General features: G+C 33.6%; 25 protein-coding genes and 1 tRNA gene. 17 read left to right on the top strand and 9 right to left on the bottom strand.

All coding sequences use genetic code 11. The features are described from left to right. The first annotated feature begins 84 nt into the window (after positions 1–84). From ACHRVX_RS22310 to rpoN, 4 genes are all read left to right on the top strand, one after another. Complete coding sequence (locus ACHRVX_RS22310) at positions 85–2466, top strand: RND family transporter (RefSeq protein WP_395336445.1); 2382 nt, start codon at positions 85–87, stop codon at positions 2464–2466. A 10-nt stretch (positions 2467–2476) separates the two neighbouring features. After that, entirely contained in the window at positions 2477–3460 is a 984-nt protein-coding gene (locus ACHRVX_RS22315) for a YhcG family protein (RefSeq protein WP_395336447.1), read from the top strand. Between the two features lie 322 nt (positions 3461–3782). Beyond that, positions 3783–5231 (top strand): asparagine--tRNA ligase, encoded by a 1449-nt coding sequence (gene asnS / locus ACHRVX_RS22320; protein WP_395336449.1) that lies wholly within the window; start codon positions 3783–3785, stop codon positions 5229–5231. Positions 5232–5324: 93 nt separating this feature from the next. Continuing rightward, entirely contained in the window at positions 5325–6785 is a 1461-nt protein-coding gene (rpoN, locus tag ACHRVX_RS22325) for an RNA polymerase factor sigma-54 (protein ID WP_395336451.1), read from the top strand. A gap of 508 nt (positions 6786–7293) precedes the next feature. On the opposite strand, the gene ACHRVX_RS22330 is transcribed toward rpoN, so the two are convergent. Together ACHRVX_RS22330 and ACHRVX_RS22335 are read right to left on the bottom strand one after the other, a co-directional pair. Then, complete coding sequence (locus ACHRVX_RS22330) at positions 7294–7722, bottom strand: hypothetical protein (protein ID WP_395336453.1); 429 nt, start codon at positions 7720–7722, stop codon at positions 7294–7296. A 30-nt stretch (positions 7723–7752) separates the two neighbouring features. Beyond that, complete coding sequence (locus ACHRVX_RS22335; RefSeq protein WP_395336455.1) at positions 7753–8343, bottom strand: thymidine kinase; 591 nt, start codon at positions 8341–8343, stop codon at positions 7753–7755. A 237-nt stretch (positions 8344–8580) separates the two neighbouring features. Here ACHRVX_RS22335 and ACHRVX_RS22340 point away from each other — a divergent pair, with 237 nt between their 5' ends. The 8 genes from ACHRVX_RS22340 (at position 8581) to ACHRVX_RS22375 (ending at position 16277) form a co-directional block, all read left to right on the top strand. Then, on the top strand, positions 8581–9618 hold the full coding sequence (locus ACHRVX_RS22340) for a hypothetical protein (RefSeq protein WP_395336457.1): 1038 nt from the start codon (positions 8581–8583) through the stop codon (positions 9616–9618). A gap of 112 nt (positions 9619–9730) precedes the next feature. After that, the gene (gene rsmI, locus ACHRVX_RS22345) at positions 9731–10471 is read left to right on the top strand and encodes a 16S rRNA (cytidine(1402)-2'-O)-methyltransferase (protein WP_395336459.1); all 741 of its coding nucleotides are present in this window, start codon (positions 9731–9733) and stop codon (positions 10469–10471) included. Positions 10472–10561: 90 nt separating this feature from the next. Further along, entirely contained in the window at positions 10562–10906 is a 345-nt protein-coding gene (locus ACHRVX_RS22350; protein WP_395336461.1) for a HopJ type III effector protein, read from the top strand. Between the two features lie 27 nt (positions 10907–10933). Continuing rightward, the gene (locus tag ACHRVX_RS22355; protein WP_395336463.1) at positions 10934–11419 is read left to right on the top strand and encodes a hypothetical protein; all 486 of its coding nucleotides are present in this window, start codon (positions 10934–10936) and stop codon (positions 11417–11419) included. 60 nt (positions 11420–11479) lie between these two features. Further along, entirely contained in the window at positions 11480–13180 is a 1701-nt protein-coding gene (gene recJ, locus ACHRVX_RS22360; protein WP_395336465.1) for a single-stranded-DNA-specific exonuclease RecJ, read from the top strand. After that, the gene (locus ACHRVX_RS22365) at positions 13170–14450 is read left to right on the top strand and encodes an MFS transporter (protein ID WP_395336467.1); all 1281 of its coding nucleotides are present in this window, start codon (positions 13170–13172) and stop codon (positions 14448–14450) included. The genes recJ and ACHRVX_RS22365 overlap by 11 nt, the downstream gene beginning before the upstream one ends. Positions 14451–14625: 175 nt before the next feature. Further along, the gene (locus ACHRVX_RS22370) at positions 14626–14982 is read left to right on the top strand and encodes a hypothetical protein (protein ID WP_395336469.1); all 357 of its coding nucleotides are present in this window, start codon (positions 14626–14628) and stop codon (positions 14980–14982) included. An 83-nt stretch (positions 14983–15065) separates the two neighbouring features. After that, a complete protein-coding gene (locus tag ACHRVX_RS22375) occupies positions 15066–16277 on the top strand; it encodes a cytochrome c3 family protein (protein WP_395336471.1) in 1212 nt (403 codons plus the stop codon). 3 nt (positions 16278–16280) lie between these two features. Here ACHRVX_RS22375 and ACHRVX_RS22380 read toward each other — a convergent pair whose 3' ends face one another. From ACHRVX_RS22380 to ACHRVX_RS22390, 3 genes are all read right to left on the bottom strand, one after another. Beyond that, positions 16281–17021, bottom strand: coding sequence for a UDP-2,3-diacylglucosamine diphosphatase (locus ACHRVX_RS22380; RefSeq protein ID WP_395336473.1), 741 nt, complete (start codon positions 17019–17021; stop codon positions 16281–16283). A gap of 121 nt (positions 17022–17142) precedes the next feature. Then, on the bottom strand, positions 17143–17595 hold the full coding sequence (locus ACHRVX_RS22385) for a 6-pyruvoyl trahydropterin synthase family protein (RefSeq protein ID WP_395336475.1): 453 nt from the start codon (positions 17593–17595) through the stop codon (positions 17143–17145). A 130-nt stretch (positions 17596–17725) separates the two neighbouring features. After that, a complete protein-coding gene (locus ACHRVX_RS22390; RefSeq protein WP_395336477.1) occupies positions 17726–18490 on the bottom strand; it encodes an enoyl-CoA hydratase/isomerase family protein in 765 nt (254 codons plus the stop codon). Between the two features lie 106 nt (positions 18491–18596). On the opposite strand from ACHRVX_RS22390, the gene ACHRVX_RS22395 reads away from it, so the two are divergent. After that, a tRNA-Ala gene (locus ACHRVX_RS22395) sits at positions 18597–18670 on the top strand. Positions 18671–19213: 543 nt separating this feature from the next. On the opposite strand, the gene ACHRVX_RS22400 is transcribed toward ACHRVX_RS22395, so the two are convergent. Beyond that, positions 19214–19390: a hypothetical protein gene (locus ACHRVX_RS22400; RefSeq protein WP_395336479.1), complete on the bottom strand. Its 177-nt coding sequence runs from the start codon at positions 19388–19390 to the stop codon at positions 19214–19216. 161 nt (positions 19391–19551) lie between these two features. Between ACHRVX_RS22400 and ACHRVX_RS22405 the strand changes: the two genes are divergently transcribed. The 4 genes from ACHRVX_RS22405 (at position 19552) to ACHRVX_RS22420 (ending at position 21771) form a co-directional block, all read left to right on the top strand. Next, positions 19552–20151: a hypothetical protein gene (locus ACHRVX_RS22405; RefSeq protein ID WP_395336481.1), complete on the top strand. Its 600-nt coding sequence runs from the start codon at positions 19552–19554 to the stop codon at positions 20149–20151. A 10-nt stretch (positions 20152–20161) separates the two neighbouring features. Next, complete coding sequence (locus tag ACHRVX_RS22410) at positions 20162–20614, top strand: hypothetical protein (protein ID WP_395336483.1); 453 nt, start codon at positions 20162–20164, stop codon at positions 20612–20614. A 47-nt stretch (positions 20615–20661) separates the two neighbouring features. After that, a complete protein-coding gene (locus ACHRVX_RS22415; RefSeq protein WP_395336485.1) occupies positions 20662–21015 on the top strand; it encodes a hypothetical protein in 354 nt (117 codons plus the stop codon). A 363-nt stretch (positions 21016–21378) separates the two neighbouring features. Then, positions 21379–21771 (top strand): helix-turn-helix domain-containing protein, encoded by a 393-nt coding sequence (locus ACHRVX_RS22420; protein ID WP_395336487.1) that lies wholly within the window; start codon positions 21379–21381, stop codon positions 21769–21771. 618 nt (positions 21772–22389) lie between these two features. Here the strand turns inward: ACHRVX_RS22420 and ACHRVX_RS22425 are convergent. The 3 genes from ACHRVX_RS22425 to ACHRVX_RS22435 are packed head-to-tail and all read right to left on the bottom strand — an operon-like array spanning position 22390 to position 25224. After that, complete coding sequence (locus ACHRVX_RS22425; RefSeq protein WP_395336489.1) at positions 22390–23346, bottom strand: lipid A deacylase LpxR family protein; 957 nt, start codon at positions 23344–23346, stop codon at positions 22390–22392. Further along, positions 23336–24112, bottom strand: a complete 777-nt coding sequence (gene mtgA, locus ACHRVX_RS22430; RefSeq protein ID WP_395336491.1) for a monofunctional biosynthetic peptidoglycan transglycosylase — start codon at positions 24110–24112, stop codon at positions 23336–23338. Before mtgA ends, ACHRVX_RS22425 begins: the two co-directional genes overlap by 11 nt. After that, the gene (locus ACHRVX_RS22435; RefSeq protein WP_395336493.1) at positions 24112–25224 is read right to left on the bottom strand and encodes an NAD(P)/FAD-dependent oxidoreductase; all 1113 of its coding nucleotides are present in this window, start codon (positions 25222–25224) and stop codon (positions 24112–24114) included. Before ACHRVX_RS22435 ends, mtgA begins: the two co-directional genes overlap by 1 nt. Between the last annotated feature and the right edge of the window lie 232 nt (positions 25225–25456).

Below are 25456 nucleotides of genomic sequence, written 5' to 3' on the forward strand. Positions count from 1 at the left end.
TATGTTAATAAACAGTAAAAACCGAGGTCATAAATTATGATTTAGAGCACTTTTCATTACATTTGCATCCATTTTAAACAATTTATGAAAAACGCAGTACAAGTTGGATTTTGGGAAAAACTAGCCCGAATCATACTTAAAAACAGAATAGTAATACTAGTAATCCTATCTGCTTTAACGATTTTCCTTGGTTATCAATGGAAAAACCTTGCTATGACTTACACTGAAGCAAACTTGCTTCCAAAAGATCATATTGTAAACAGACAATACCAACAGTTTTTAGATAAATTTGGTGAAGAGGGGAATTTAGTGGTAATTGGGTTTCAGGATCCTAAATTTTTTACACCGAAAAACTATGCTGCCTGGAATGAATTAATGACAGGTTTAAAAAATTCTAAAGAGGTAGATTTAGTCGTTTCATTAAACGATTTAAAGAAACTGGAAAAAGATACGGTGAACGAAAAATTTGTTCTGAATCCGTTCATTGATCAGAAGAAAGCACTTGATCCGGAATATTTAAAAAAGGTACAATATGAGTTGTTTCACAATTTGCCTTTTTACGAAGGATTGCTGTTTAATAAAAAAAGCGGAAGTATTCGTTCTGCAGTTTACATCAATAAAGCGCTTGTAAATACTGCCGAAAGAAAAACTTTTATCCTTGAAAATCTGGTTCCAAAGATCGATAAATTCGAAAAAACAACCGGAATTGATTTGAAAGTTTCCGGAATGCCCTATATCAGAACAATTAATGCTGATAATATGAAAGGCGAAATCGGACTTTTTATTGGTGCGGCTTTGTTTACCGTTTCCTTGATTTTCTTTTTCTTTTTCCGTTCGTTCAGAGCGACTTTTATCTCCATTTGTATTTTGGTTATTGGAGTAATCTGGTCTTTTGGAACACTTGGATTATTTCATTATAAAATCACGATTTTAACGGCAATTATTCCGCCATTAATTATCGTAATCGGAATTACGAATTGTATTTTCCTGATCAATAAATACCAGCAGGAAATTAAATTACACAATAATCAGGCAAAAGCTTTGCAGCGTATTATTTCTAAAATTGGGGTTTCGACTTTGATGACGAATTTAACTACTGCAATTGGCTTTGCTACGTTTATGATTACGGGCAATGATTTGCTTTTTGAATTTGGTTTGGTTACTTCTATAAATGTTATTTCGGTTTATTTACTGACACTTTTAATTGTACCTATTGTTTACAGTTTCATGTCGGTTCCCGGAGAAAAACATTTATATCATTTGACTAAAACTTATATTTCTACTTTATTGGATTTCGTCGAAAATGTGGTCAAAAACAAACGCAAAACAATTTATATCATTTACGGTTTACTTTTGGTTTTTAGTATCATTGGAGTTACACAAATGAAAGTTTCCGGAAGTCTGATTGGTGAAATGCCAAAAAGTGCTTCTTTTTATAAAGACATTTTGTTTTACGAAAAAGAATTTAATGGTGTAATGCCGCTGGAAATCATGATTAACACCAAACATAAAAAAGGTGTTATGAAAATATCGACAATGCGTAAAATGGATGAACTCCAAAATACTATTGCTGAACTTCCTGAATTATCAAAACCGGTATCTATTGTGAATTTGGTTAAATATTCGAAACAGGCTTTCTACAACGGAAATCCTGAATATTACCAATTGCCAACTTCGCAGGAACAGACTTTTATTTTATCATATGCTAAAAATGCGACTAAAAACAGTAAAGACAATTTAATGAAAGCTTACGTGGATTCAACTGGTCAATATGCCCGAATCACGACTTTCATGAAAGATATTGGAACACAGGAAATGGCAAGAGTAGAGAAAAAACTACGCTCAAAAATTGCTGAAATTTTCCCAAAAGACCGCTACGAAGTTACCCTGACCGGAAAAGCATTGGTTTTCCAGAAAGGAACATCTTACCTGGTTGACAACTTAATAGAATCGCTGATTTTTGCTATTTTAGTAATTGCAGGATTAATGCTGTATTTGTTCAGATCATTTAAAATGGTGATGGCATCTGTAATTACAAATGTTTTACCGCTTTGTATTACGTCAGGATTAATGGGTTATTTCGGGATTCCTTTGAAACCTTCAACGATTTTAGTATTCAGTATTGCGTTTGGAATTTCGGTAGATAATGCGATTCAGTTTATGGCGAAATACAAGCATGATTTAATTCAGAGCAACGGAAAGGTTAAAAAATCTGTTTTCAGTGCTTTGAGAGAAACAGGAATCAGTACATTTTATACTTCGGTAGTTTTGATTCTAGGTTTTGCTACTTTCACGCTTTCAAGCTTTAGCGGAACAATCGCTCTTGGCGGATTAATTTCTTGTACTTTGGCGTTTGCAATGTTTGCAAATTTATTGGTTTTACCGGCTTTGGTTTTGACTTTTGAAAAGAAGAAGGCTAAGAAAGAGGATTTGGAGAATTTAGAGGGAAACACGAATTTGGAATAAACATTAAAGTATGGATACAGATTTTTCGGAGATCACCAGTTTAATTAAACAAACCCGAATTAACGCTATAAAAATAGTCAATTCTGAGTTGATCAATTTATATTGGAATATTGGTCAATATATCCATTTAAAAATAGAAAAAGCAGCTTGGGGACAATCTATAGTAAAGGAATTATCTGAATATATTCAATACAATGAACCCGGCGCAAAAGGCTTTTCAGACAAAAATCTTTGGCGAATGAAGCAATTTTATGATGCTTACAAAGATTTTCCAAAACTCTCAACACTGGCAAGAGAAATTAGCTGGTCACACAATTTAGCTGTTTTTTCAAGATGTAAATCAGTTGAAGAAAGAGAATTTTATCTAAAACTTTCCAAAGAAGAAAATTATAGCTTTAGAGAACTTGAGCGCCAAATTTCAGCAAGTCTTTTTGAAAGAACAATGATAGGAAATTCAAAACTCTCAACAGTGTTGAGAGAAATCGACTCAGACATCACCAATTCTTTTAAAGACAACTATGTTTTTGAGTTTCTAAATCTTCCTGAACCACATAATGAAAGTGATTTACAAAAGGGTCTAATCAAACAAATGAAGAATTTCATTCTTGAATTAGGAAAAGATTTTTTATTTATAGATGAAGAATACAGAGTGCAAGTAGGAAACAGTGATTTTTTTATTGATTTATTGTTTTATCATCGTGGCTTACAATGCTTAGTTGCATTTGAGTTAAAAACAGACAAATTTAAACCTGAACATTTAGGCCAATTGAATTTCTACTTAGAAGCACTTGATAGAGATGTAAAAAAAGCAAATGAAAACCCAAGTATTGGCGTTTTACTATGCAAAGACAAGGATAATGAAGTTGTTGAATATTCTTTAAGTCGAAGCTTGTCGCCAACATTGGTTGCTGAATATAAAATGCAACTTCCGGACAAGAAATTACTTCAGCAAAAATTACATGAATTATTTGGTAGAGAAACTGGTGATGAATAACAAAAATAAATCACACACGTAATGCCACAAAGATTGATTGCTTTTGCTTGCGGAATTTCTAGGCTGATTTCTCCTTCGTCGAAATTGACAAAAATGAGAGAAATTGTAAATTTATAAGTAATAATTGCTTCTTAAGAAAACGAAATCCCTAGCCCCGATAGCAGCGGCATCCTTTTTATTGCTTCTTTAGCAATAAAAAGATATAGCGGATAGCGGGAAACAGCTTCAAAAATTAATTATTATCGTTTATATTTGCAACTCGATATAAAAACACTGATTTTTATTTTAATCTAAAATCAGAAATCTAAAATCTAAAATTAAAATGAAACACACAAAAGTTAAAGACTTATTAAACAGTACGACGACGCTTCAGGAGGTTAATGCAAAAGGATGGGTGAGAACATTTAGAAATAATCAGTTCATCGCGCTTAATGACGGTTCTACCATTAATAATATACAATGTGTTGTTGATTTTGAAAATACACCGGATGAAACTTTAAAGAGAATCACTACCGGAGCTGCTATTTCTGTAATTGGTACTTTAATCGAAAGTAAAGGTGCGGGTCAGAAATATGAAATTCAGGTAAACAAACTGGAGATCTTAGGAGATTCTGATGCAGAAAAATTCCCAATACAGCCAAAAAACAAACCTAGTTTAGATTTCTTGCGCGAAAATGCTCATTTACGTGTTCGTACGAATATGTTTGGTGCGATTATGCGTGTGCGATCTGTATTGTCGTTTGCAGTTCATAACTATTTTCAACAAAAAGGATTTGTGTATGTAAATACGCCAATCATTACAGGATCTGATGCTGAAGGTGCCGGAGAAATGTTTAAAGTTACGGCTTTACCTTTTGACAATACGCCAAGAACTGAAGACGGAAAAGTAAATTATAAAGAAGATTTTTTCGAAAAAGAAACGAACTTAACAGTTTCCGGACAATTAGAAGGTGAAACTTACGCGATGGCTTTGGGTCAGATTTATACTTTTGGACCAACTTTTAGAGCTGAAAACTCTAATACTTCTCGTCACCTTGCAGAATTTTGGATGATTGAGCCGGAAGTTGCTTTCAACAATCTTGATGACAACATGGATTTGGCTGAAGATTTTATTCAGTACGTAATTAAATATGCTTTAGACAATTGTCAGGATGATTTGAAATTTTTAGAAGGAAGACTTTTAGAGGAAGAAAAATCAAAACCTCAGGCAGAAAGAAGCGAAATGGCTTTGTTGGAGAAATTAAACTTCGTTTTGGAGAACAACTTCAAACGCGTTTCTTATACAGAAGCAATTGATATTTTAAGAGATTCAACTCCAAACAAGAAGAAAAAATTTCAATATATCATCAACGAATGGGGAGCTGATTTACAATCAGAACACGAGCGTTATTTGGTGGAAAAACACTTTAAATGTCCGGTAATCTTGTTTGATTACCCGGCAAATATCAAAGCGTTTTACATGCGTTTGAATGACAACACTGAACCAGGAAGAGAAACGGTTCGTGCAATGGATATCCTTTTCCCTGGAATTGGAGAAATCGTTGGTGGATCTGAAAGAGAAGAGCGTTACGATGTTCTAATCGAAAAAATGAAAGCGTTAGAAATCGACGAAGAAGAATTATCATGGTATTTAGATACCAGAAGATTTGGTTCTGCAACTCACGCAGGATTTGGTTTAGGATTTGAGCGTTTGGTATTGTTTGTTACAGGAATGACAAACATTAGAGATGTAATTCCTTTCCCGAGAACTCCTGGAAATGCAGAATTTTAGAAATAGTTTAATCGGTTAATCGTTCATTCGGTTAACCGATTTTCACGAACTCACGAATTGACGATTAAACAAATAAACGATTAAACATTATAAATGCTAAAGCAATTTTTAAATTTAAAATTATCCCAAAAATTATCTCCTCAGCAAATTCAGCTGATGAAGTTAATTCAATTGCCTACGCAAGCTTTTGAACAACGTTTATTAGAAGAAATGAACGAAAATCCGGCGCTTGAAGCTGGAAAAGAAGATGAATACGAAGCAGATGAATTTGCTAATGAAGAATATGACGATTATGATGATGCAGAAGGTGACAGAATCGAAGCAGACGATATTAACATAGACGAATATTTAAGCGACGACGATACACCGGATTACAAAACTCAGGTGAATAATTATAGCGAAGACGAAGAGCGCGAAACGCCTTTTGCTTCGCCAATAAGTTTTCATCAGGATTTAATCAATCAGTTGAATACTTTTATTTTGAATGATGAAGAGCGCGAAATCGCGGAATTCCTTGTTGGAAGTATTGATGATATGGGTTACATCCGCAGGAGTGTTGCAGATATTGTAGACGACATGGCATTTACTCAGGGTATTTATACAGATGAGAAAATGGTCGAGAAAATGCTTCAGGTAATTCATGAACTGGAACCATCAGGAGTTGGAGCGCGTGATTTGCAGGAATGTTTATTATTGCAATTAAAACATAAAACACCAACGGAATATGTTGATTTAGCAATTGATATTATCGAAAATCAGTTTGATGCTTTTACCAAAAAACACTACGATAAATTATTGCAGAAATATGCCGTTTCAAACGAACAGCTTAAAAAAGCAATTCATGAAATCGAAAGATTAAATCCAAAACCGGGTGGATCTTTTACAGGAAACAATAAAGTAACGGAAAATGTGGTTCCTGATTTCGCAATCAGAATTATTGACGGCGAACTGGAATTGACTTTAAACGGAAGAAATGCGCCTTCACTGCACGTTTCTAAGGATTATCAGGAAATGATGCAGACGTATAAAGATTCACGTGATAAATCGTCAGCTCAAAAAGATGCCGTTCAGTTTATTAAGCAAAAGCTGGATTCGGCAAAATGGTTTATCGATGCGATCAGACAACGTCAGGAAACCCTTTTTGTAACCATGAATGCAATTATGCATTATCAGGAAGAATTCTTTTTAGACGGAGACGAAACCAAGCTAAAACCAATGATCTTAAAAGACATTGCAGATATGGTTGGCTTGGATATCTCAACAATTTCTCGTGTAGCCAACAGTAAATATGTTGAAACACCATACGGAACAAAACTGATCAAGGAATTTTTCTCTGAAGCAATGAAAAATGATCAGGGTGAAGATGTTTCGACTTTAGAAATCAAAAAGATTCTTAAAAACACCATTGAAGAAGAAGACAAAAAGAAACCTTTACCAGACGATCAATTGGCAGATATCTTAAAAGAAAAAGGATATCCAATTGCCAGAAGAACGATTGCAAAATATCGCGAACAACTTGATATTCCGGTCGCAAGAATGAGAAAAAAGATTTAAAATCTAAACATTTAAATTTATTTTTTTTAACCATTAAGAGATTAAGAAAAATTAAGTTTTGAGTTTATAACATAGCAAACCCGACAGGTTTTAAAACCTGTCGGGTTTATTTTTTTATATTATTTCGTCTTAAACCGGCCTAAAGTCCGGCCCTACAAATAGTTCGAGCCGAAGGCTCTTTTGTAGTTCCGAAGGAACCAATTATATTGTAGAGCTGGACTTCAGTCCAGTTTAAACAAAAAAACAACATTTTTATACAAACAGAAAAACCGACAAATTCAAAACCTGTCGGTTTTTGTTTATTGAAATCTACATATAATTAAACCGGATTAAAATCCGGCCCTACAATATAGATCGAGCCGAAGGCTCTTCTTAAAGTTCCGAAGGAACCAATTATATTGTAGAACTGGACTTCAGTCCAGTTTAAACAAAAAAACAACATTTTTACACAAACAAAAACCCGACAAATTCAAAATCTGTCGGGTTTCTATTATATCAAATATTCTAATTATTTATACTGCTCCGGCGTTATTGTAATTTCAAACAAATAATCTGCCTTTTTATCATCATAATTATAAATCAATGTAAAATTATTGTCTCGAAATATTTTAAGTCCGGGATTTGCTTTCACCGTACTTATTAGACTTTCCTGAATATTTAGTTTTATTGTATCGATTTCAGCGGTCTGTTTTTCTACATTTAACAAAGTCAAATTATACTGAACGACTTTGTCTTTTGGTAAAGTAACATTATCTAAACGAATTCCCGGCTGAATAGTTAAAGGGCAATTTGCATTGTATTTCTCCACTAATTCAACCATTTCTTTATCTGCAACAGGTTCTTTAAAAGAGTAGTATAAAATTAAAGCCAATGATAACGCTACAACGGCACTAATCACTAAAACAGTTAAATTCCTTTTCTTTGGGGGTTGCTCCATCTTATTGTTTGTTTTTTTTGAAAAAGTGCTTTATTTTTCCTGATTTTTTTTCATTGCATTATAATAAGCCGCACGGCTTAGTGGCTCATATTCTTCGGTTTCACCCAGCATTACCAGTTTATCATTATCGGTTTTACGAAAGCTGTAATTGGCAAGATTTCCTGTTCTGGTACAAACAGCATGAACTTTAGTCACATATTCCGCAGTTGCCATAAGGCCGGGCATTGGACCGAAAGGATTCCCTTTAAAATCCATATCAAGTCCTGCAACTATGACGCGAATTCCCTGATTTGCCAGATCATTACAAACTGTAATAATCTCATCATCAAAAAACTGCGCTTCATCAATCCCCACAACATCGCAACCTTGTGCTAAAATAGAAATATTAGCAGCGGCGGGAACCGGAGTTGAGCGAATTTCGTTAGAATCATGGGAAACTACCATTTCGTCATGATAGCGGGTATCAATAGCGGGTTTGAAAATTTCGACTTTTTGTTTGGCAAATTGAGCGCGTTTTAATCTGCGGATTAACTCCTCGGTTTTACCCGAAAACATTGATCCACAAATAACTTCAATCCAACCAAATTGTTCTTTGTGATTTACTGTATTTTCGAGAAACATTTTGTATTTTTCTACCTTTAAAAATGAATAGTTTTTATTACTTTGTACTGGTAATAAATCGACGTGGAAAATTGCCGTTTTTACACTTTTTCAAAAGTAGAAAATTTTTATCAAATCGAAGATTCGCGAACGCTTATTAACAGAAATAAAAAAATATCTTTCAGATTTCTTCTAAGAATAAAGATATTCAAATACAAAATATACTAAAATACCCTATTCACTATAATTTCAACAGTTATGAAAAAAAAATTGGAAGCCGATTTAATCAGCATTGCACATCGAATTTTAAAGCTTAAAAACAAATCCGATATCAATCAATTGTATCTTGAAACTCAGAAATTATATGAGAAATTAGCCGTTTTAAAATTTGTGGACGAACATTTCAACTCTGCAAAGCCAACAATTGGTCACAGTGAAATCTCTGCAGAAATTGAATCTATATTTGATAAAGAGGAAATAATTCCGTCAGAAATCGTTACAGAGACTCCTGTTGCAGTTGAAGAAACTCCAATTGAAGCAGTTCCTGAACCGGAAATTACCGAAGAAATTAAACCCGAAGAAGTTCAGGAAGAAATCGTTGCTGAAGTTCAGGAAGAAGTAATTCCGGAGCCGGAAATCGAAACTATCCCGGAACCTGTTGCTGAAATTACTGAAGATCCGGTTGTTGAAAAAATCGAAGAACCAATTTTTGAAACAAAAAAAGAAACCGAAACAGAAGAACTTTCGTTTAGGACTATAAGCGATTTAAAACCTATTCCGGACTTTAAACCTGCTTTTGAATTTGATATACCCGAAGAAAAAGAACCTGAGAAGGAACAACCAAAAGAGGAAACTTCATCTAAACCAAGTCCTGTTACAATTTCGTTTGAAGATTTTGGAATGAATTATGCAGATGCGCAGTTCGTAAAAGTAGACAGTTATGAAAACGTAACTCCTACCCCAACTCCGGTTATTAACGAATTTGAAAATAAACAAGAGATTGTTGAAACTAAGGTGATTGAAAAACCAACAGAATCTAAAACAGCAACTTTAAACGAAAAGCTGGCGAAAGGTTTTCATGTTGATTTGAATGACAGAATAGCTTTTACAAAAAACCTTTTCGGAAATAATTCTGAGGATTACAGCCGTGTTTTAAATCAGTTACTGACTTTTGACAATTACAGCGAAGCACAGGAATTTATAGAAAACATGGTAAAACCGGATTATAATAACTGGGAAGGAAAAGACGATTACGCCGAACGCTTCCTGGCAATTGTAGAAAAGAAATTCTCATAAAAAAATAAAACACAGCTTACACGAATTAACACGAATTTTTTTCTTTGTGAAATTTTCAAAAGCACTTTTAATCTGTGTTAATTAGTGAAATTCGTGTTATAAAATAAAAAATATGTCTAAATTATATATCGTTCCAACGCCTATTGGCAATCTTGAAGACATGACTTTTCGTGCGATCAGGATTCTGAAAGAAGTCGATTTGATCTTGGCCGAAGACACTAGAACGAGTGGTAAATTGCTAAAGCATTTTGAAATTGGCACGCACATGCACAGCCATCATATGCACAACGAGCACAAAACAACCGAGAATTTAATTGCGCGTTTAAAAGCCGGTGAAACCATCGCTTTAATTTCGGATGCAGGAACTCCCGCAATTTCAGATCCGGGTTTTTTATTGACACGCGCTTGTGTAGAAAATAAAATTGAAGTCGAATGTTTGCCAGGCGCAACAGCTTTTGTACCTGCTTTAGTGAATAGCGGATTACCCAATGACAAATTTGTTTTCGAAGGTTTTCTTCCTGATAAAAAAGGGCGTCAGACTCGGTTTTTGGCTTTAGCCGAAGAAACCAGAACAATGATTTTATACGTTTCGCCACATAAACTCGTTAAGACTTTAGCTGAATTTATTACCTATTTTGGAGAAGACAGGCAAGTTTGTGTTTCGAGAGAATTATCAAAACTACACGAAGAAAATGTTCGCGGAACGGCAAGAGAAGTTTTAACCCATTTTGAAAAAACAGCTCCACGTGGTGAAATTGTAGTAGTCGTTGCCGGAAAAACAATCATAAAAGAACCGAAGAAAAGTAAATTTTCAAAGGATCAGGAAGAAGAAGAAGAAGAAGAAGAAGATTAAAAAATATTTATGCCACAAATTACACCAATTATCACGAATTAATTAGTGCAAATTCGTGTAATTCGTGGCAAAAAAACTTAAATTATACTCATGAGCATACAAGCCTTTTTAGAAAAAGTAAAACAAACCCCAAACGAAATAACATTTCCTGAAACTATTGCAGTAATTGAGGAAAATTACAACTTTACCCCAACATCTTTTCAAAACGGAACACAGCACAATGCTGCCGGAGAAAACTCTGGTTCTTGTAAATTATTTTCTTTCGCAAAGTTGCAAAACTTAAGCAAAGAAGAAACCTTAACTTGTTTTGGCGCTTTTTATTATGACGAAGTTTTAAAAGATCCAAACGGAACGAATCACCAGAACATTAGAAATTTCATCAAATTAGGCTGGGACGGAATTAAGTTTGAAGGAAATGCCTTGGAGTTGAAATAAATGCTAATACCTTTTTAAAACTACAAAATGAAGGACACATTAAAAGAAATCCCAACTATAATATTTCTCCTCATAATTGGCATTCCTTTATTTGTATTATTTATTCCTTTAGTTATACTGTTTTTAATATTTGAATTTTTTCAGAAAAAGCGATTCAAAAAAAGGTATCATCATTATTTATTATCCCTTGAAGGAAAGAAATTCTTCTGCTATAACACCCGGAAAAACAGCCACCATTATATTGAAAAAAATATCATAGGTAATCTTGCACAAGATATTGAGTATGTTTTTCTGGAAGGTAAAAATTTAAAATCCGAATACACTCGGAAATATATCTCTCACATGTTAAACAATATTTCTGATCGAAAAGGATTTCCATACATAATTAAAATCAGCAACGGAAAAGCATCTGATAAATCCATTAATAGTGAATTTTACAACTTTAAAAACCAAAATAAAAATCCTGACGATTTAATTACTTTAATAAATAAAAGGTTTGATAAATTACATTAATCTCAGCAAAATCTAAAATCAATCCTGATAGCTATCGGGACTAAAATCTACAATAAAAAAATGCGTTGGACATTAAAAACAAAACCTTCTGAAGATAAAATCAAACATTTGGCGCAAGCCTTAAATGTAGAAGATTTTGTAGCAACACTTTTGATTCAGCGTGGCATTGAAACTTTTGAAGATGCCAAAAATTTCTTTCGTCCTAAGTTAGAGCATCTCCATGATCCGTTCCTGATGAAAGATATGGATAAAGCGGTTGCCAGAATAGAAATGGCAATTGAAAATCAGGAAAACATTATGGTTTTTGGTGATTATGATGTCGATGGAACAACGGCGGTTTCTCTGGTTTCTTCCTATTTAAAATCACATTATCCCAATATTGCCACTTATATCCCGGATCGTTATGCCGAAGGTTACGGAATTTCTTTTAAAGGAATTGACTTTGCAGACGATAACGGAATTTCATTAATTATTGCACTCGATTGCGGAATAAAATCAATTGATCATATCGCCTACGCGAAAGAAAAAAACATCGATTTTATTATTTGCGATCACCACAGACCCGGAGAATTTCTTCCGGATGCAGTTGCTGTTTTAGATCCAAAAAGAGAAGATTGCCATTATCCTTACGATGAATTATGCGGTTGTGGTGTTGGTTTTAAATTAATTCAGGCATTAGGAACAAACCGGGGAGAAACGATCGAAGATTTAATTCCATATCTGGATTTAGTTGCAACGGCAATCGCTGCCGATATTGTCCCCATTACAGGAGAAAATAGAGTTTTAGCTTATTTTGGGTTGCAAGTAATCAACTCAGATCCAAGACCCGGAATTAAGGCGTTAGTTCATCAGGTAAAAAAGAAAACATTGGATATTACTGATGTTGTTTTTATTATTTCGCCCAGAATAAATGCTGCGGGAAGAATAAAACATGGCAATCATGCGGTTGAATTATTGACCGAATTTAATTTTGAGCAAGCCCAGCAATTCGCTTCAGAAATTGAACAATACAACTCAGATCGAAAAGATTTAGACAAGCAAATCACTAAAGAAGCTTTTCAGCAAATTATACAAAATCAGGAACAGGAACGATTTTCGACAGTTGTTTTTCAGGAAGACTGGCATAAAGGCGTTATCGGGATTGTGGCTTCAAGATTAATTGAAACCTATTATCGACCTACTTTGGTTTTTACCAAAAGCGGTGATAAATATGCTGCATCTGCAAGATCTGTAAAGGGTTTTGATGTTTACAATGCCTTAGATGCGTGTTCTGAACATTTGGAACAATTTGGAGGACATATGTATGCCGCCGGAATGACCTTGAAAGCAGAGAATTATACAATTTTCAAAGAAGCTTTTGAAAAACAGGTTTCGGTTACTATTTTACCAGAAATGCGAACTCCGGAAATCGAAGTTGACGCCGAAATTGATTTCGTCGATATTACGCCAAAACTAATCAGGATTTTAAAACAATTTGAACCTTTTGGACCTTTAAATATGACGCCGGTTTTTATGACCAAAAATGCAAAAGATACTGGTTATGCAAAAACTTTAGGCGCAGAAGAGGAACATCTAAGACTTTTTATAAAACAAAATAACTCAGACGGAATTGCCGCAATAGGTTTTGGTCTGGGAAAAAAAATAGACATCGTAAAAAATCAACAATCTTTTCAGTTAGCGTATTCATTGGCTGAAAACGAGTGGAACGGGACTGTTTCAACTCAACTTATGCTTAAAGATATCAAAACAAATGACAACTAAAACAAACAAGCAAGATCCTTATCAGGCGTTGCGTTACAGAGAATTTAATGTGTTTTTATTATTGCGTTTCGCGATGGTTTTTGCCTGGTCCATGCAATTTATTGTGATAGAATGGGAAGTGTATAGTTTGACTAAAAACCCGCTATCTTTAGGATTAATTGGTTTGATGGAAGTAATTCCTGCCGTATCAATGGCATTATTTGCGGGACATATGGTGGATCAAAGAGAGAAAAAAGGATTATTGGTAAAGTGTATTCTGGGATTTTCTGTAATTAGTTTTGGGCTATTTTTACTAACCTGGCCAAAAGTAATTGGCAGCTGGTCGACGGATGCTATTTTATATTCTATTTACTTTTTAGTTTTTCTTGGCGGATTGGTTCGTGCTTTTCTTGGACCGACAATTTTTTCCCTATTATCCTTAATTGTCCCAAAAAAAGTATATCCAAATGCTGCGACATGGAGTAGTTCGGTTTGGCAAATTGGTTCGGTTTTAGGACCTGCGATTGCGGGATTTTCTATTAATTACATTGGTGTTCACTGGTCAATGTGTTCTGTTTTTGCCTGTTCACTTTTTGCATTAATCGCATTATCACAAATCAGCAAAAAACCAATACTGAATCCTAAAATTGGTGAACCTATTATGGAAAGCCTTAAAGAAGGATTAAAATTTGTCTTCAATAATAAAACCATTTTAGGAGTACTTTCCCTTGATATGGTTGCAGTTCTTTTTGGAGGAGCAGTTGCTTTGTTGCCTGTTTTTGCACAGGATATTTTGAAAGTTGGACCTGAAGGTTTTGGAGTTCTACGAGCCGCGCCGGCAGTTGGTGCTTTTATTACCATGATGATCTCAGCCTATGTGCCTCTATACAAAAAAGCGGGAATAAAACTTTTAGGTGCCATTTTTGTTTTCGGATTATCGATTATTTTATTTGGAGTTTCGACTATTTTCTGGATTTCGGTTGTGGCATTATTTTTAAGCGGACTTGCTGACGGAATTTCGGTTGTAATTCGCCAAACGATTTTACAACTTAAAACGCCGGATCATATGCGTGGTCGTGTTGCTGCTGTAAATTCGATGTTTGTAGGTTCATCTAACGAATTAGGTGCTTTTGAAAGCGGTTTAACCGCTAAATTGATGGGAACTGTAGTTTCGGTAGTTTTTGGCGGAAGCATGACTTTATTAACCGTTTTAGGCTTTGGGATAAAATCTCCTACATTTAGAAATTTAGATCTTCGAAAAGACATGGAAGATCATCAGAATATGGAGTAAATATTTTCTTCAACCATATAAGTGATATAAGAAATATAAGTTTTCTCGACAATGTTTTTCTTTCTAAATGAACTTATATAACTTATATGGTAAAATATTTCCCTAAACTTTATGAGGTTTTTATTTAGAATTAATATAAATAATATTTATATTTGTTGCAATAAAAGATTTTCTAATGAGAGAAATAGAACAATTATATCATAATAATTTTGGAATCGCTTTTTACTGGAAAAAGGAAAATGAAACCATAACCGATAAAATACAATTGGTTTTTAAAGAAACCGGTTTTTACTTTACAGTTTCAGAACTTAATCACTTTTGTGATTTAATCGAAGACAGCATGATTGAAAATGCTTGTTGCGAAGCTTGTGAATTAAAAAATTCCTGCCACAAATTTTTACTTAAAACCCCTTGCTCTGCCATAGATTTAGCGGTTTCAATAAAAGAATTAAAATCAATTAAGGATTTAGTAGAAGGTTCTTTGTTTAGAATTGAGCTGGATGAATATGTTTACGGAGTTGGCTTAAACTAAGAAGCATTCTAAATATTTTAACATCATCGTTTCATTATTGAAATATATTTTTATTTTCTTCAGAAAAAAGTATATTTACAGCAATGAAAAAAAACCGCATTCTTTTTGCTGTTGTTGTTCTGATCGCTTTTCTCTCAAGCTGTAAAAACGAATCGGACAATTACATTGACCCACGAGGAACAGATTATGCTGGTTCTCAAAGCTGTATTCAATGTCATCAGGCACAGTCTGAATCTGCTTTTCATAATTCACATTTCAAAGCTACAGCTCCCGCTACAAAAGAAAATATTTTAGGACATTTTACAAGTGGCCGTAATACTTTTGTTTATGATAAAGACACTAAACTTGTCATGGAAGAACGCAACGATAGTCTTTATCAGGTTCTTTATAAAAACGGGAAAGAAGTTGAAGCGCATCCGTTTGAAGTTATTTTTGGAACAAAACATGCCCAAACAAGTGCTTTCTGGCAAAATCATTACACATTCGAACTACCAATTTCCTACTACAAATCTTTAAACAGTTGGGCAACAAGTCCGGGATATTCAGCCTCTAAAGTCAACTTTGAGCGTAAAATAGACAAGGAATGTTATGGTTGTCATAGCTCTAATATTGCCAGCAGATACATCACAACAAGTTCAGACAGCATTAATTTTCTAAATCAGGAAGTGGAGGATTTCATGAATCCTAAAACTTTAATTTACGGAATCGACTGTGAACGCTGTCACGGACCTGCGAAACAGCACGTTCAAAAACATTTAAAATTTCCCGATTTAAAGATAGCACAAAACATTACTTCGTTTAAAAAACTAACAAGACAGCAAAAAATTGACGCTTGTGCCCTATGCCATTCCGGAAATGACAAGCTAAAAGTAAAATCCCGTTTTGAATATAAACCGGGAGATAATCTTTTAGAATATTTCAGGGGTGTTCCGGGATCAAATGACAGTATTCATTATGATGTTCACGGCAATCAATTAGGTTTACTTGCTCAAAGCAAATGTTTTAAAAAAAGCGCTACTATGGATTGCATGACGTGTCATAATCCACATGAGAACGCTTCGCAAAATCTGGCTTCTTATTCTAAAATTTGTATGAGTTGTCATAAAGGATTACAGCACAATGCCACAACATTAAAAACAATGCCAGCAAATTTACTGGCACAAAACTGTGTGGAATGTCATATGCCAAAACAAGATTCTAAAGCAATCCGTTTCCAGCAAACTAATAGTAAAACAATGTCAAGTTATTCATTGAGAACGCATAAAATGGCAATTTATCCCAACAACAAAAAGTAATAATTATTCGAATTTCTGAAGTTCAAATGTTTCACCATCAAAAACTCCATAGGTAAAATAGCCAATCCAATCGCCTAGATTTACGTATTTAGCATCTTCGCCAACCGGAATTATCATGGGTAAATGGCGGTGACCAAAAATAAAGTAATTATAATGTTGCGTTTCGAGTTTGCGTTTGGCATACAAAACGAGCCACTCATTTTCTTCCCCTAAAAATTTCACATCTTCAGCGCCGGAAATTAGTTTATTTTTAACCGATAAATATTGTGCTAAACTTACTCCAACATCCGGATGTAACCAACGAAAAAGCCATTTTGAAAACGGATTTGTAAATACCTTTTTCATTCGCTTATATCCTTTATCTCCGGGACCTTTTCCGTCGCCGTGACCTATTAAGAATGTTTTTCCGTTAAAAGTAAATTCTTTATTATCATGATAAACCGGAATATTCAATTCGGTTTGAAAGTAATCGTTCATCCATAAATCGTGATTCCCCACGAAAAAATAAATCGGAATGCCACTATCCCTAATTTCGGCTAATTTGCCTAAAACGCGAACAAAACCCTTTGGAACAACGGTTTTATATTCGAACCAAAAATCAAATAAATCACCTAATAAAAAAATAGCTTCGGCATCTTGTTTTACAACATCTAACCAGGCGACAAATTTTTGTTCGCGCGGTAAACTCAACTCGGGAGTTGGAGCACCAAAATGCTGATCAGAAGCGAAATATACTTTTTTCATTTATATGTGATTTGTGAAATGTAAGACGTGAAATGTGGTTATGATGTGTGAGTTGTCGATTAAGAAATTAAACTGCAATTTCAGAAACTTTCGACTTTTCACATTTTACATATAACTTTTTTTACAAATTATCAGATGCGTACCATTCTGCAAACGAAGATTCTGTTTCCTGAAGTTTAAGTGAAAACAACGAAATATCTTTTGGCAAACGTGCGATGATTCTATCGGCAAAATCAACAACCATATTTTCGCTTGTTGGCTGATAATCTACTAAAATAACGTGATGTCCACGATTTTGTAATTCATTTGCCAATTCTAAATGTGGTGTTGTTTCATTAAAAACCGTTGCATGATCAAACTGATCAACAATTTCTTCTTTTACAATTTTCTTTAGATCCGAAAAATCAATTACCATCCCGAATTTCACATTCGACCGATCCGTGATTGGTGAACCAATAACCGTAACCGATAATTTATAACTGTGCCCGTGAACGTTTTTACATTTTCCGTCGTAACCGTACAAAGCGTGTCCGGTTTCGAAACTAAATTGTTTTGTAATTCTGATATTACTCATCGATTTTAATTTTAGGTTGCAAATTTACAAATTAATAACCGTTTAAATAATAAATTCCAGATAAAGAAGAATCCCAAATTCCAATAATAACTGAATGTCATTGGAATTTGTAATTGGATTTTGCTTTTTACTATTTTTTAAATTGTGTCAAAGCATTTCTGCTAAAATCAGACAAGACTAATTTTCCTGTAATTGAGGCACGTTCTATCAGTAATGATTCCCAATGTTCCGTTCCTTCCCAGATAATTTTCTTCATTTCCTGTAAAGCTTCGGGATTGTACGAACTTAATTTTTGAGCGAAAGTTGCAACTGCATTGTCCAGATTTTCTGCGTTATGTATTTCCGAAAATAATTTGTTCTGCAAAGCCCATTCTGCTGATTTCCATTCGTGTGCAGCCAATGTCATTTCGGCCATTGCAGCTTTTCCTATTTTACGTGAAACCGCTGGTTCAATTACAAACGGACCAATTCCGATTGCTAATTCAGATAATTTAATGGCACTTTCCGGTGTAGCCAAAACATAATCACAAGCCGAAATAATCCCAACTCCTCCTCCAACAGCTTTTCCCTGAACGCGTCCGATAATTAGTTTCGAACAATTACGCATTGCGTTTAATAAATGTGCAAAACCAGAAAAAAACTCTGTTCCCTGAACTTCATTTTCTACCTGCAGCAATTCATCAAACGAAGCGCCTGAACAAAAAACTTTTGCTCCTTCGCTTTGCAAAACAATAACCGAAACAGTTTCATTGAGACTTAAAGAATTGATTTCGGCTGTCAAACGATTCAATAATTCCCTTGGAAAAGAATTACTCGCCGGATGACCAAATTGCACTGTTGCAACAGTATTATTAAACGTAGTTTGTAAAGAACCGTTTTGATTTTCTGAACTCATAAAAATAGATTTGATTGTAAAGTTACAATTTTGACAACTATTTTTAATCGAAGCGTATTTGAAATTTGTTTTTTGAAAAATAATTGACTTTATTTGCTAACGCTTTGGGGGATTAGCTCATTTGGCTAGAGCGCTTGCCTGGCAGGCAAGAGGTGATCGGTTCGAATCCGATATTCTCCACAAAAAAACCGTATTACTTAATTGGAATACGGTTTTTTTTATTTTAACCCACTAATAATATATTTGTAAAACAATTTATTTAATAGATGGAAGAAAAAACAAGTAGAAGCTTTCTACACATAATACAATCAACACTTGTTTCATTAGCAATGATAATAATTGTTGGTGTTTTTATTACATATCAAAATAATCATACTATACAAATTAGAAACTTTTTTACTGGACCACTTATTACTTTTTTATTTTTTTTCGCGATAATAAGTATCCTTTTCTCAGGGATTTTTTATTACCTCAATACAAAGATGTCTATGATATTTTATTTAATCCTCTTCTTTTTTGGCTTGTGGGTAGCGCTTTTTATTTTATCAAATTCCGTTGCAAAAAAATCTACAAATGAAATAACTGATATAATGGATGGTCTTTCAGAATACATTACTATAACTTTAATCAAATTGATTTTTATACTACTAATTTCAAATTTTACAATAGTCCTGAAAAATTGGTATCTTATTAAGAAAAATGATGCTTTACACAATTAATAATTTACCTTTCACCAGCATCATTATCAGGATTCGGTTCATCTTCATCCTGTTTCTTAAAATCATTATTTAATAAATCTGTGAGCTTCTTTTTTTCTTTCAGATTCTTTTTGGCTGTAAATAATACTAAAACAATTACAACCGCAACTACAATTCCTATTATTATCCAATTGATTTCCATAAGTTCAATTTTTTCTTAAAGTTAACAATTTAAAGTTTCAGATCATTATCATAACGTTAAGTATTGAAAATAAGCTCAATATAATTATAACTTTTTTAAAGATATTTCTTTTACTGAGGTTTTATATTTTTGTACTAATTGTTTTAAATTTTAAACAAACTATGAAAGAGGAAATAGCACTTCAAATTCAAAAATTAGGCGGAAACATCGACAAGCTAAAAGGAAAATCACTACAAGAAGATTTGCAGTCAATTGAATTTAAACATCCTTTATATCCCAATGATTTCGGAGATGAATTGTTTGGTGTTGATGAATTTTATAGTAACAATCTGCAGTTATACTCTACTGACAAAGAAACTTTTTATAATACCTTACTGGATCATTTTTTTTCTGATCATGAAATTCCATACGGACAATCATTTTATAGAAAGTTCCTGTTTACGCCATTTAAAAAAGATTCTGCTGATTTTGACGAATTAGATGGGCTTGTAGAGGAACATGAAATCAGGGAAACTGTAATTGCGGGAGATTTAGAGTTTATATGCATTTGCTATTCTTACGGATTTCCGGATCAATATTTTGTCTGTTTGACGGATCCTATTCCTGAAAACCCAACCGTTTATGGAACAGATCATGAAGTTTTTTTTCAGGAAATAAATAATGAAGGAACTTTAGAAGAATTCTTTAAACGCTTTTTAACCAAAGATGAGTTTTTAAAGATTGTAGAACATTATATTGAGAATGTAAAAACCGACAAATAGTTTAAAATAAATGACATTACTTTCTCAAAATAAAACAATCCAATTTTTAAAGAAAAACCTCTTACTTGGATTACTAATTTTCATCTCAACTTTGTTAGAAATTTACTGGTCTGTTGGAAAATTTTCTACCAGAATATCAAGCGGATGCTTAGATTGTTCCTTTTTTCAGGATGCGTTTTTTATGTCATTGATAACAGGCATTTTCCTAACGCTCGTTTTTCTGATGGTTTCGTTGATTAAAAACATCACTTTAAAAAGTATAATTAAAGTAATATTCTTAATTTTAGTTTGGTATTTCTGGAATTATACTGTTTTTGTAGATCGTGAATCGTCATGGAGCACTTATACATTTAAGGAAGAACTTTATTATACACTTTCGATTTCCGTTTTCCCAATTTCGGTTTTATCAATTATTACGGTACTAGTTTCAAATTTTATCACAAAAAGTAATAAACACAAATAAAAAATCCAGTTTCAAAAACAATTGAGTTAAACTAAAAACGAAACAATATGACACTATTACTTCGCTGGTTGCTAATTCCTATAATCGGGCTGATTGCATTATTATTCTGGAAAGGAAGTCCCATACTTATAAAATCAGCGTTATTGATTGTTCCGCTTGCACTTATTATTGCGTGGTTTGGACACGAAGGCGCATTTAGCGGAAGCGGCGGATTAGAAAAACTCTATGGTTTATTAGTGGTAATAGCATTTTTATTGTGTTATGAAATCGGATTGTTAATTCATCGATTTTCGCTCGTTAAAAAAAATATTCCCACAATCGAAGATGATATTTTACTTATTATTGGATTGATTTTATTAATTGTATCTATTGTATTTTTCCTAATTGTAGTTTCAAAATAGAAAAATAATATCAGATATAAACATTACGAATTATTATCTGAAAAATCAGGAGCAGAAATTCTACTTTTCAAAAGACCAATTTGTCCCGCTGTTCACTATATCTTTTTCCTGTTGAAAAAACAGTAAAAAGGATATCGCTTCCATCGGGGCTAGATTAGCGGTTTTGGTTTTATAAGAACTCTTGTAGGTTTTGATTACGGAAAGCAATTCAGAAACAATTATTTTATATAAGAAAATTTGTATTTTTATTATCATGGAATTTTAGTCCATAAAATAAAAACCATATTAAATTGTATAAAACCCAAACCATCTTGTTTATTACCAAAACCCATTTTGTAAAAGAATTTTAAATATCTTTGAATTATGAGCACAGCAACAAAACCCAAACATATTGGCCGAAATATCAGCCGTATCAGAGAGCTAAGAGGCATGAAACAAGAAGCACTTGCTATGGCAATGGGCTTAAGCCAACAAGCGATTTCTAATATTGAAGGAAATGAAAATATTGACGACGAAAAACTATTAGAAATCGCAAATGCACTTGGCGTAAGTACAGAAGCTATCAAAAGTTTTTCAGAAGAAAATATGATCAATTATTTTAATACTTTCCACGATAGTCAAGGCAACTTTGGAAATTTTGGAAATAACACTTGCAACTTTAATCCTCTTGACAAAGTGGTTGAACTTTACGAACGTTTAGTTCAGGTTGAAAAAGAAAAATTTGAATATGTAGAGAAGTTATTGAAGGAAAAATAGATTCAAATTATATTTTAGATCAAAGAGCCAGTCTAATAGACTGGCTTTTTATTTATATTATAATGAACAGATGTCAAATATTCTAAAACATTCAATTTTAACTCCTCTACTGTCATTTATCTATCCAAAATCCTTCCATATTCTTAGGATTTCTTCTTAAAGTTTGCTTATTTTTTTTGATCTGGATCTTGTTCTAAGATTTCTGCAATTGAAATTAATCTAATTAATTCATATGACATGGTGTAACGGTTCACGAGTGGGACACTCGTGCTCAATGTCATTAAGTTAAGCTTTGTTTGATAATTATGAGTAATGCAACCAAGAGTTGAAATGTGCCGTTAGGCACTAAATATTGGTAGTTAATATAGATTAGAAGTACGTTGGCGTGCCGTAGGTACGCAACAAATGATAACTATTGCGTACCTACGGCACGCTATATTTATTTCCATTTCATATTAACTACCAATATTTAGTGCCTAACGGCACAAATAGTAAGTTTTCAAATCGTGATTGTCAATTTTCCTTTTATTCGAAATGAAATATTAGCCATTAATAGCAATAAGAAAAAGAGAAAACTTAGAATCTTAGTTTCTCAGAACCTAAGTATCTTAAAAAACCCTACTTCAATAAATACCCAAACCGAATCGATCCATAAAAATATCCTGAATTGGTATTCGTTTCAGGATCTTTTAATTCCCTGCCTCGATAAATAAACGAATACGACATATTGAAGTTATTATGGCGGTATTTTAAACCAAACTCTGCATTAAAACGAAGTGGTTCCAGATCAAAAGTTACGGGACTTGTATTACTAAACATACTTCCTTGGATTGTGGCATCATAAAACTGATAGTTGACACTTGGCATTGCATAGAAATAAAATTCTCTGATATTATATTGCGGTTGAAAACTTATCGAAGCGTCGTGCAAATTAGAATCATAAATAGGCAATAATTTCTTAAAACCAATTCGGGTTAAGAAACCTGTTGAAACGCCATCGAAGATAGTTCCCAAATTAGCTTCGGACTGAAAATGAAGATCGATAAAATCATTGTGTTTTGTTGGAAACATTTTCTTCGAATACATCACATGTGCCTGAACGGCAAAAGCATTATGCAACTGATTTTCCCAACCAAAAACTTCTTTGTAACCAATAATATGATGAAAACTTTCCTGAGTTTCTCTTCCTAAAGCATTTGGACCCATGAAGCCCAACTGGAAATCTGTCTTTAAAACCGATTCGCTTTGGTAGAAAAAGCTTCTTCCCGCTTCGGCAAAAAGATATCCCGTAAAAGGACGATCGTTGATATCTACGGCAGTTTCATTAATAAATCTCGGATTATAGATATATTGCCCAACTCGGAATTCGGTAATTTTCTTGTTGATTTTTTCGTTGTTGTTTTTTGATAAAAAACGATAAAAAAGCTCTAAACCATTTGTATAATACATATCATTTTTTGATGATGTGTATAAATCATTGTCGGTAATAAAACCAATTTCGGTTGTTTTTCCCTGACCAAAAGCCAAAGCAGATGCCAACACGAAGAGCGCAATAAAAGATTTTTTATTTCGCATTATAGTTTATTTTTCCAACAGCCCGCATTTCACGAACAATTCTTTGTTTGCGTCTGTTGATATAACTTGAAGAACCTGTTGCTTTAAATTTTCTTGGGTTGGGCAAAATTGCCGCAATTCCCGCAGCCTGCATTGGCGTTAAACTTGATGCATCACGACGGTACCAATGTTCTGTTGCGGCATAAGCGCCGTAAACTCCATCACCCATTTCGATACTATTAAGGTAAACCTCCATGATACGTTCTTTACCCCAAATTACTTCAATCAAAACCGTAAAATAAGCTTCCAGACCTTTACGGAAATAACTTTTTCCCTGCCATAAAAATACGTTTTTGGCCGTTTGTTGTGAGATTGTGCTTCCGCCACGAATTCGGCGTCCGCGTTCGTTACTTTTATATGCTTTTTGAAGTGCTTTAAAATCAAAACCGTTGTGCGTTAAAAAAGTTCCGTCTTCACTGGCAATTACCGCTTTTTGTAAATTCATCGAAATTTTCTCAATGGGTTCCCAATCGTGATCGAAATAAACTTCTTTTCCTCCAAATTTATTTTCAATGGCACGAATCACCATCAACGGTGTAAAAGGAACCGGTATATATTTAAAAATGATTACGGATGCAATCGAGATTCCGAAAAACCATAAAAATAGCTTTATAAAAAACCATTTTACTTTTTCACCAAAAGAGCGTTTACCTTTTTTTGGTGCCGTTTTTGGTTTCGGTTTGTTTGCGGTTGTTGTTTTTGGTATTGGTTTTTTGGTTACTGCCATTATATTAAATCTGCTAATTCTGTTCCTATTAAACTGCCAATTGCTACTCCCATTCCACCTAAACGCACTCCACAAAACACGTTTTCAGACAGTTGAGCAACAACCGGATTTTTACTGTTTCCTATTCCCATAATGCCGCTCCAACGATGGGCAATCTGGAAATCCTGATTTGGTAAAATTACATTTTTAAGTAAATCCTCCAATTTATTTTGCACAATTTTCGTCTGACCAAATTCTGTTGTTGTTTCAGTTTCAAAATCCAGGTTTCTTCCTCCGCCGAGTAAAATTCTGTTGTCTATATTTCTGAAATAATAATAACCGCGATCGAGATGAAAAGTACCCCGAATATCTAAATTCTTTATAGGTTCTGTAATTAAAACCTGCGCCCTTGCGGGTTTTACAGCTCCGTTTGTGATTGTATTTGCAAAACCATTTGTTGCAAAAAGTATTTTTTGAGATTTAAAACTAAAATCATTCAATACAATTTCGACGTGACTTCCTAAATCGGCATATGAAGTTACGGTTTGCTGATTTAAGATTAATATCTTTTCAGAAACCGCTTGTCTTAACAATTCCTGCATCATATTTCCGGTATCAATTTGGGCTTCAAAAGGATTGAATATTAAATATTCCTGAATATTTCCAAACCCAAAACGATCTGTTTCTTTGGTAAAAACATCGGCTTTAAAAAGTGGTTTTAAAATTTCATTGATAAAAGACAATTTCGAAATACATTCGCTAAATCCACTTTCATCATCTTTCAAAAATAATTCATATCCTCCGTAAGGTTTAAAATCAATTGCAGCATCTCCCAATCTTTTTCGGAGTAATTGCAGCCCTTTCCAGCGTTTTTCGATCAAATTAATTACATCTTCTTCTGAATGTGTTTTTAAATCTTCCATAATTTCAGAAAGACTTCCAAAACAGGCAAAACCCGCATTTTTGGTACTCGCGCCTTGCGGCAACATTCCTTTTTCAAGTACCAGAATTTTAGCCGCCGGGAATCTTTCGCGTAAGCGTAACGCTGCATGTAATCCTACAATGCCACTGCCTACAATTGTATAATCAACATTTGTAAACCAATTTTTAAGTTCCCAATAACTTAATTCCATTTTATCTTAAATAAATTCCAATCTTTTAAATTCCAAATTCCAATTTAGGAAATAAATTTAAAACTTTATTTTCAATCGCCACGTATTCACGAATTTTCATTTTCAAGGATTATCAAAAAAAATCAGGAATCCATCGAGGAAAACTTTGGGATTTTTAAAATTTTTTAGGATTTGACTACCTGAATTTATCATCGTACTGATTGGAATTTGGAATTTATTTATTGGAATTTAT

The sequence above is a fragment of the Flavobacterium sp. FlaQc-47 genome (assembly GCF_044006475.1).
Taxonomy (GTDB): domain Bacteria; phylum Bacteroidota; class Bacteroidia; order Flavobacteriales; family Flavobacteriaceae; genus Flavobacterium.

Coding starts and splice junctions, on each gene's coding strand:
- ACHRVX_RS22310 (WP_395336445.1), top strand. CDS start 85: ATGAAAAACGCAGTACAAGTTGGATTTTGGGAAAAACTAGCCCGAATC.
- ACHRVX_RS22315 (WP_395336447.1), top strand. CDS start 2,477: ATGGATACAGATTTTTCGGAGATCACCAGTTTAATTAAACAAACCCGA.
- asnS (WP_395336449.1), top strand. CDS start 3,783: ATGAAACACACAAAAGTTAAAGACTTATTAAACAGTACGACGACGCTT.
- rpoN (WP_395336451.1), top strand. CDS start 5,325: ATGCTAAAGCAATTTTTAAATTTAAAATTATCCCAAAAATTATCTCCT.
- ACHRVX_RS22330 (WP_395336453.1), bottom strand. CDS start 7,722: ATGGAGCAACCCCCAAAGAAAAGGAATTTAACTGTTTTAGTGATTAGT.
- ACHRVX_RS22335 (WP_395336455.1), bottom strand. CDS start 8,343: ATGTTTCTCGAAAATACAGTAAATCACAAAGAACAATTTGGTTGGATT.
- ACHRVX_RS22340 (WP_395336457.1), top strand. CDS start 8,581: ATGAAAAAAAAATTGGAAGCCGATTTAATCAGCATTGCACATCGAATT.
- rsmI (WP_395336459.1), top strand. CDS start 9,731: ATGTCTAAATTATATATCGTTCCAACGCCTATTGGCAATCTTGAAGAC.
- ACHRVX_RS22350 (WP_395336461.1), top strand. CDS start 10,562: ATGAGCATACAAGCCTTTTTAGAAAAAGTAAAACAAACCCCAAACGAA.
- ACHRVX_RS22355 (WP_395336463.1), top strand. CDS start 10,934: ATGAAGGACACATTAAAAGAAATCCCAACTATAATATTTCTCCTCATA.
- recJ (WP_395336465.1), top strand. CDS start 11,480: ATGCGTTGGACATTAAAAACAAAACCTTCTGAAGATAAAATCAAACAT.
- ACHRVX_RS22365 (WP_395336467.1), top strand. CDS start 13,170: ATGACAACTAAAACAAACAAGCAAGATCCTTATCAGGCGTTGCGTTAC.
- ACHRVX_RS22370 (WP_395336469.1), top strand. CDS start 14,626: ATGAGAGAAATAGAACAATTATATCATAATAATTTTGGAATCGCTTTT.
- ACHRVX_RS22375 (WP_395336471.1), top strand. CDS start 15,066: ATGAAAAAAAACCGCATTCTTTTTGCTGTTGTTGTTCTGATCGCTTTT.
- ACHRVX_RS22380 (WP_395336473.1), bottom strand. CDS start 17,021: ATGAAAAAAGTATATTTCGCTTCTGATCAGCATTTTGGTGCTCCAACT.
- ACHRVX_RS22385 (WP_395336475.1), bottom strand. CDS start 17,595: ATGAGTAATATCAGAATTACAAAACAATTTAGTTTCGAAACCGGACAC.
- ACHRVX_RS22390 (WP_395336477.1), bottom strand. CDS start 18,490: ATGAGTTCAGAAAATCAAAACGGTTCTTTACAAACTACGTTTAATAAT.
- ACHRVX_RS22400 (WP_395336479.1), bottom strand. CDS start 19,390: ATGGAAATCAATTGGATAATAATAGGAATTGTAGTTGCGGTTGTAATT.
- ACHRVX_RS22405 (WP_395336481.1), top strand. CDS start 19,552: ATGAAAGAGGAAATAGCACTTCAAATTCAAAAATTAGGCGGAAACATC.
- ACHRVX_RS22410 (WP_395336483.1), top strand. CDS start 20,162: ATGACATTACTTTCTCAAAATAAAACAATCCAATTTTTAAAGAAAAAC.
- ACHRVX_RS22415 (WP_395336485.1), top strand. CDS start 20,662: ATGACACTATTACTTCGCTGGTTGCTAATTCCTATAATCGGGCTGATT.
- ACHRVX_RS22420 (WP_395336487.1), top strand. CDS start 21,379: ATGAGCACAGCAACAAAACCCAAACATATTGGCCGAAATATCAGCCGT.
- ACHRVX_RS22425 (WP_395336489.1), bottom strand. CDS start 23,346: ATGCGAAATAAAAAATCTTTTATTGCGCTCTTCGTGTTGGCATCTGCT.
- mtgA (WP_395336491.1), bottom strand. CDS start 24,112: ATGGCAGTAACCAAAAAACCAATACCAAAAACAACAACCGCAAACAAA.
- ACHRVX_RS22435 (WP_395336493.1), bottom strand. CDS start 25,224: ATGGAATTAAGTTATTGGGAACTTAAAAATTGGTTTACAAATGTTGAT.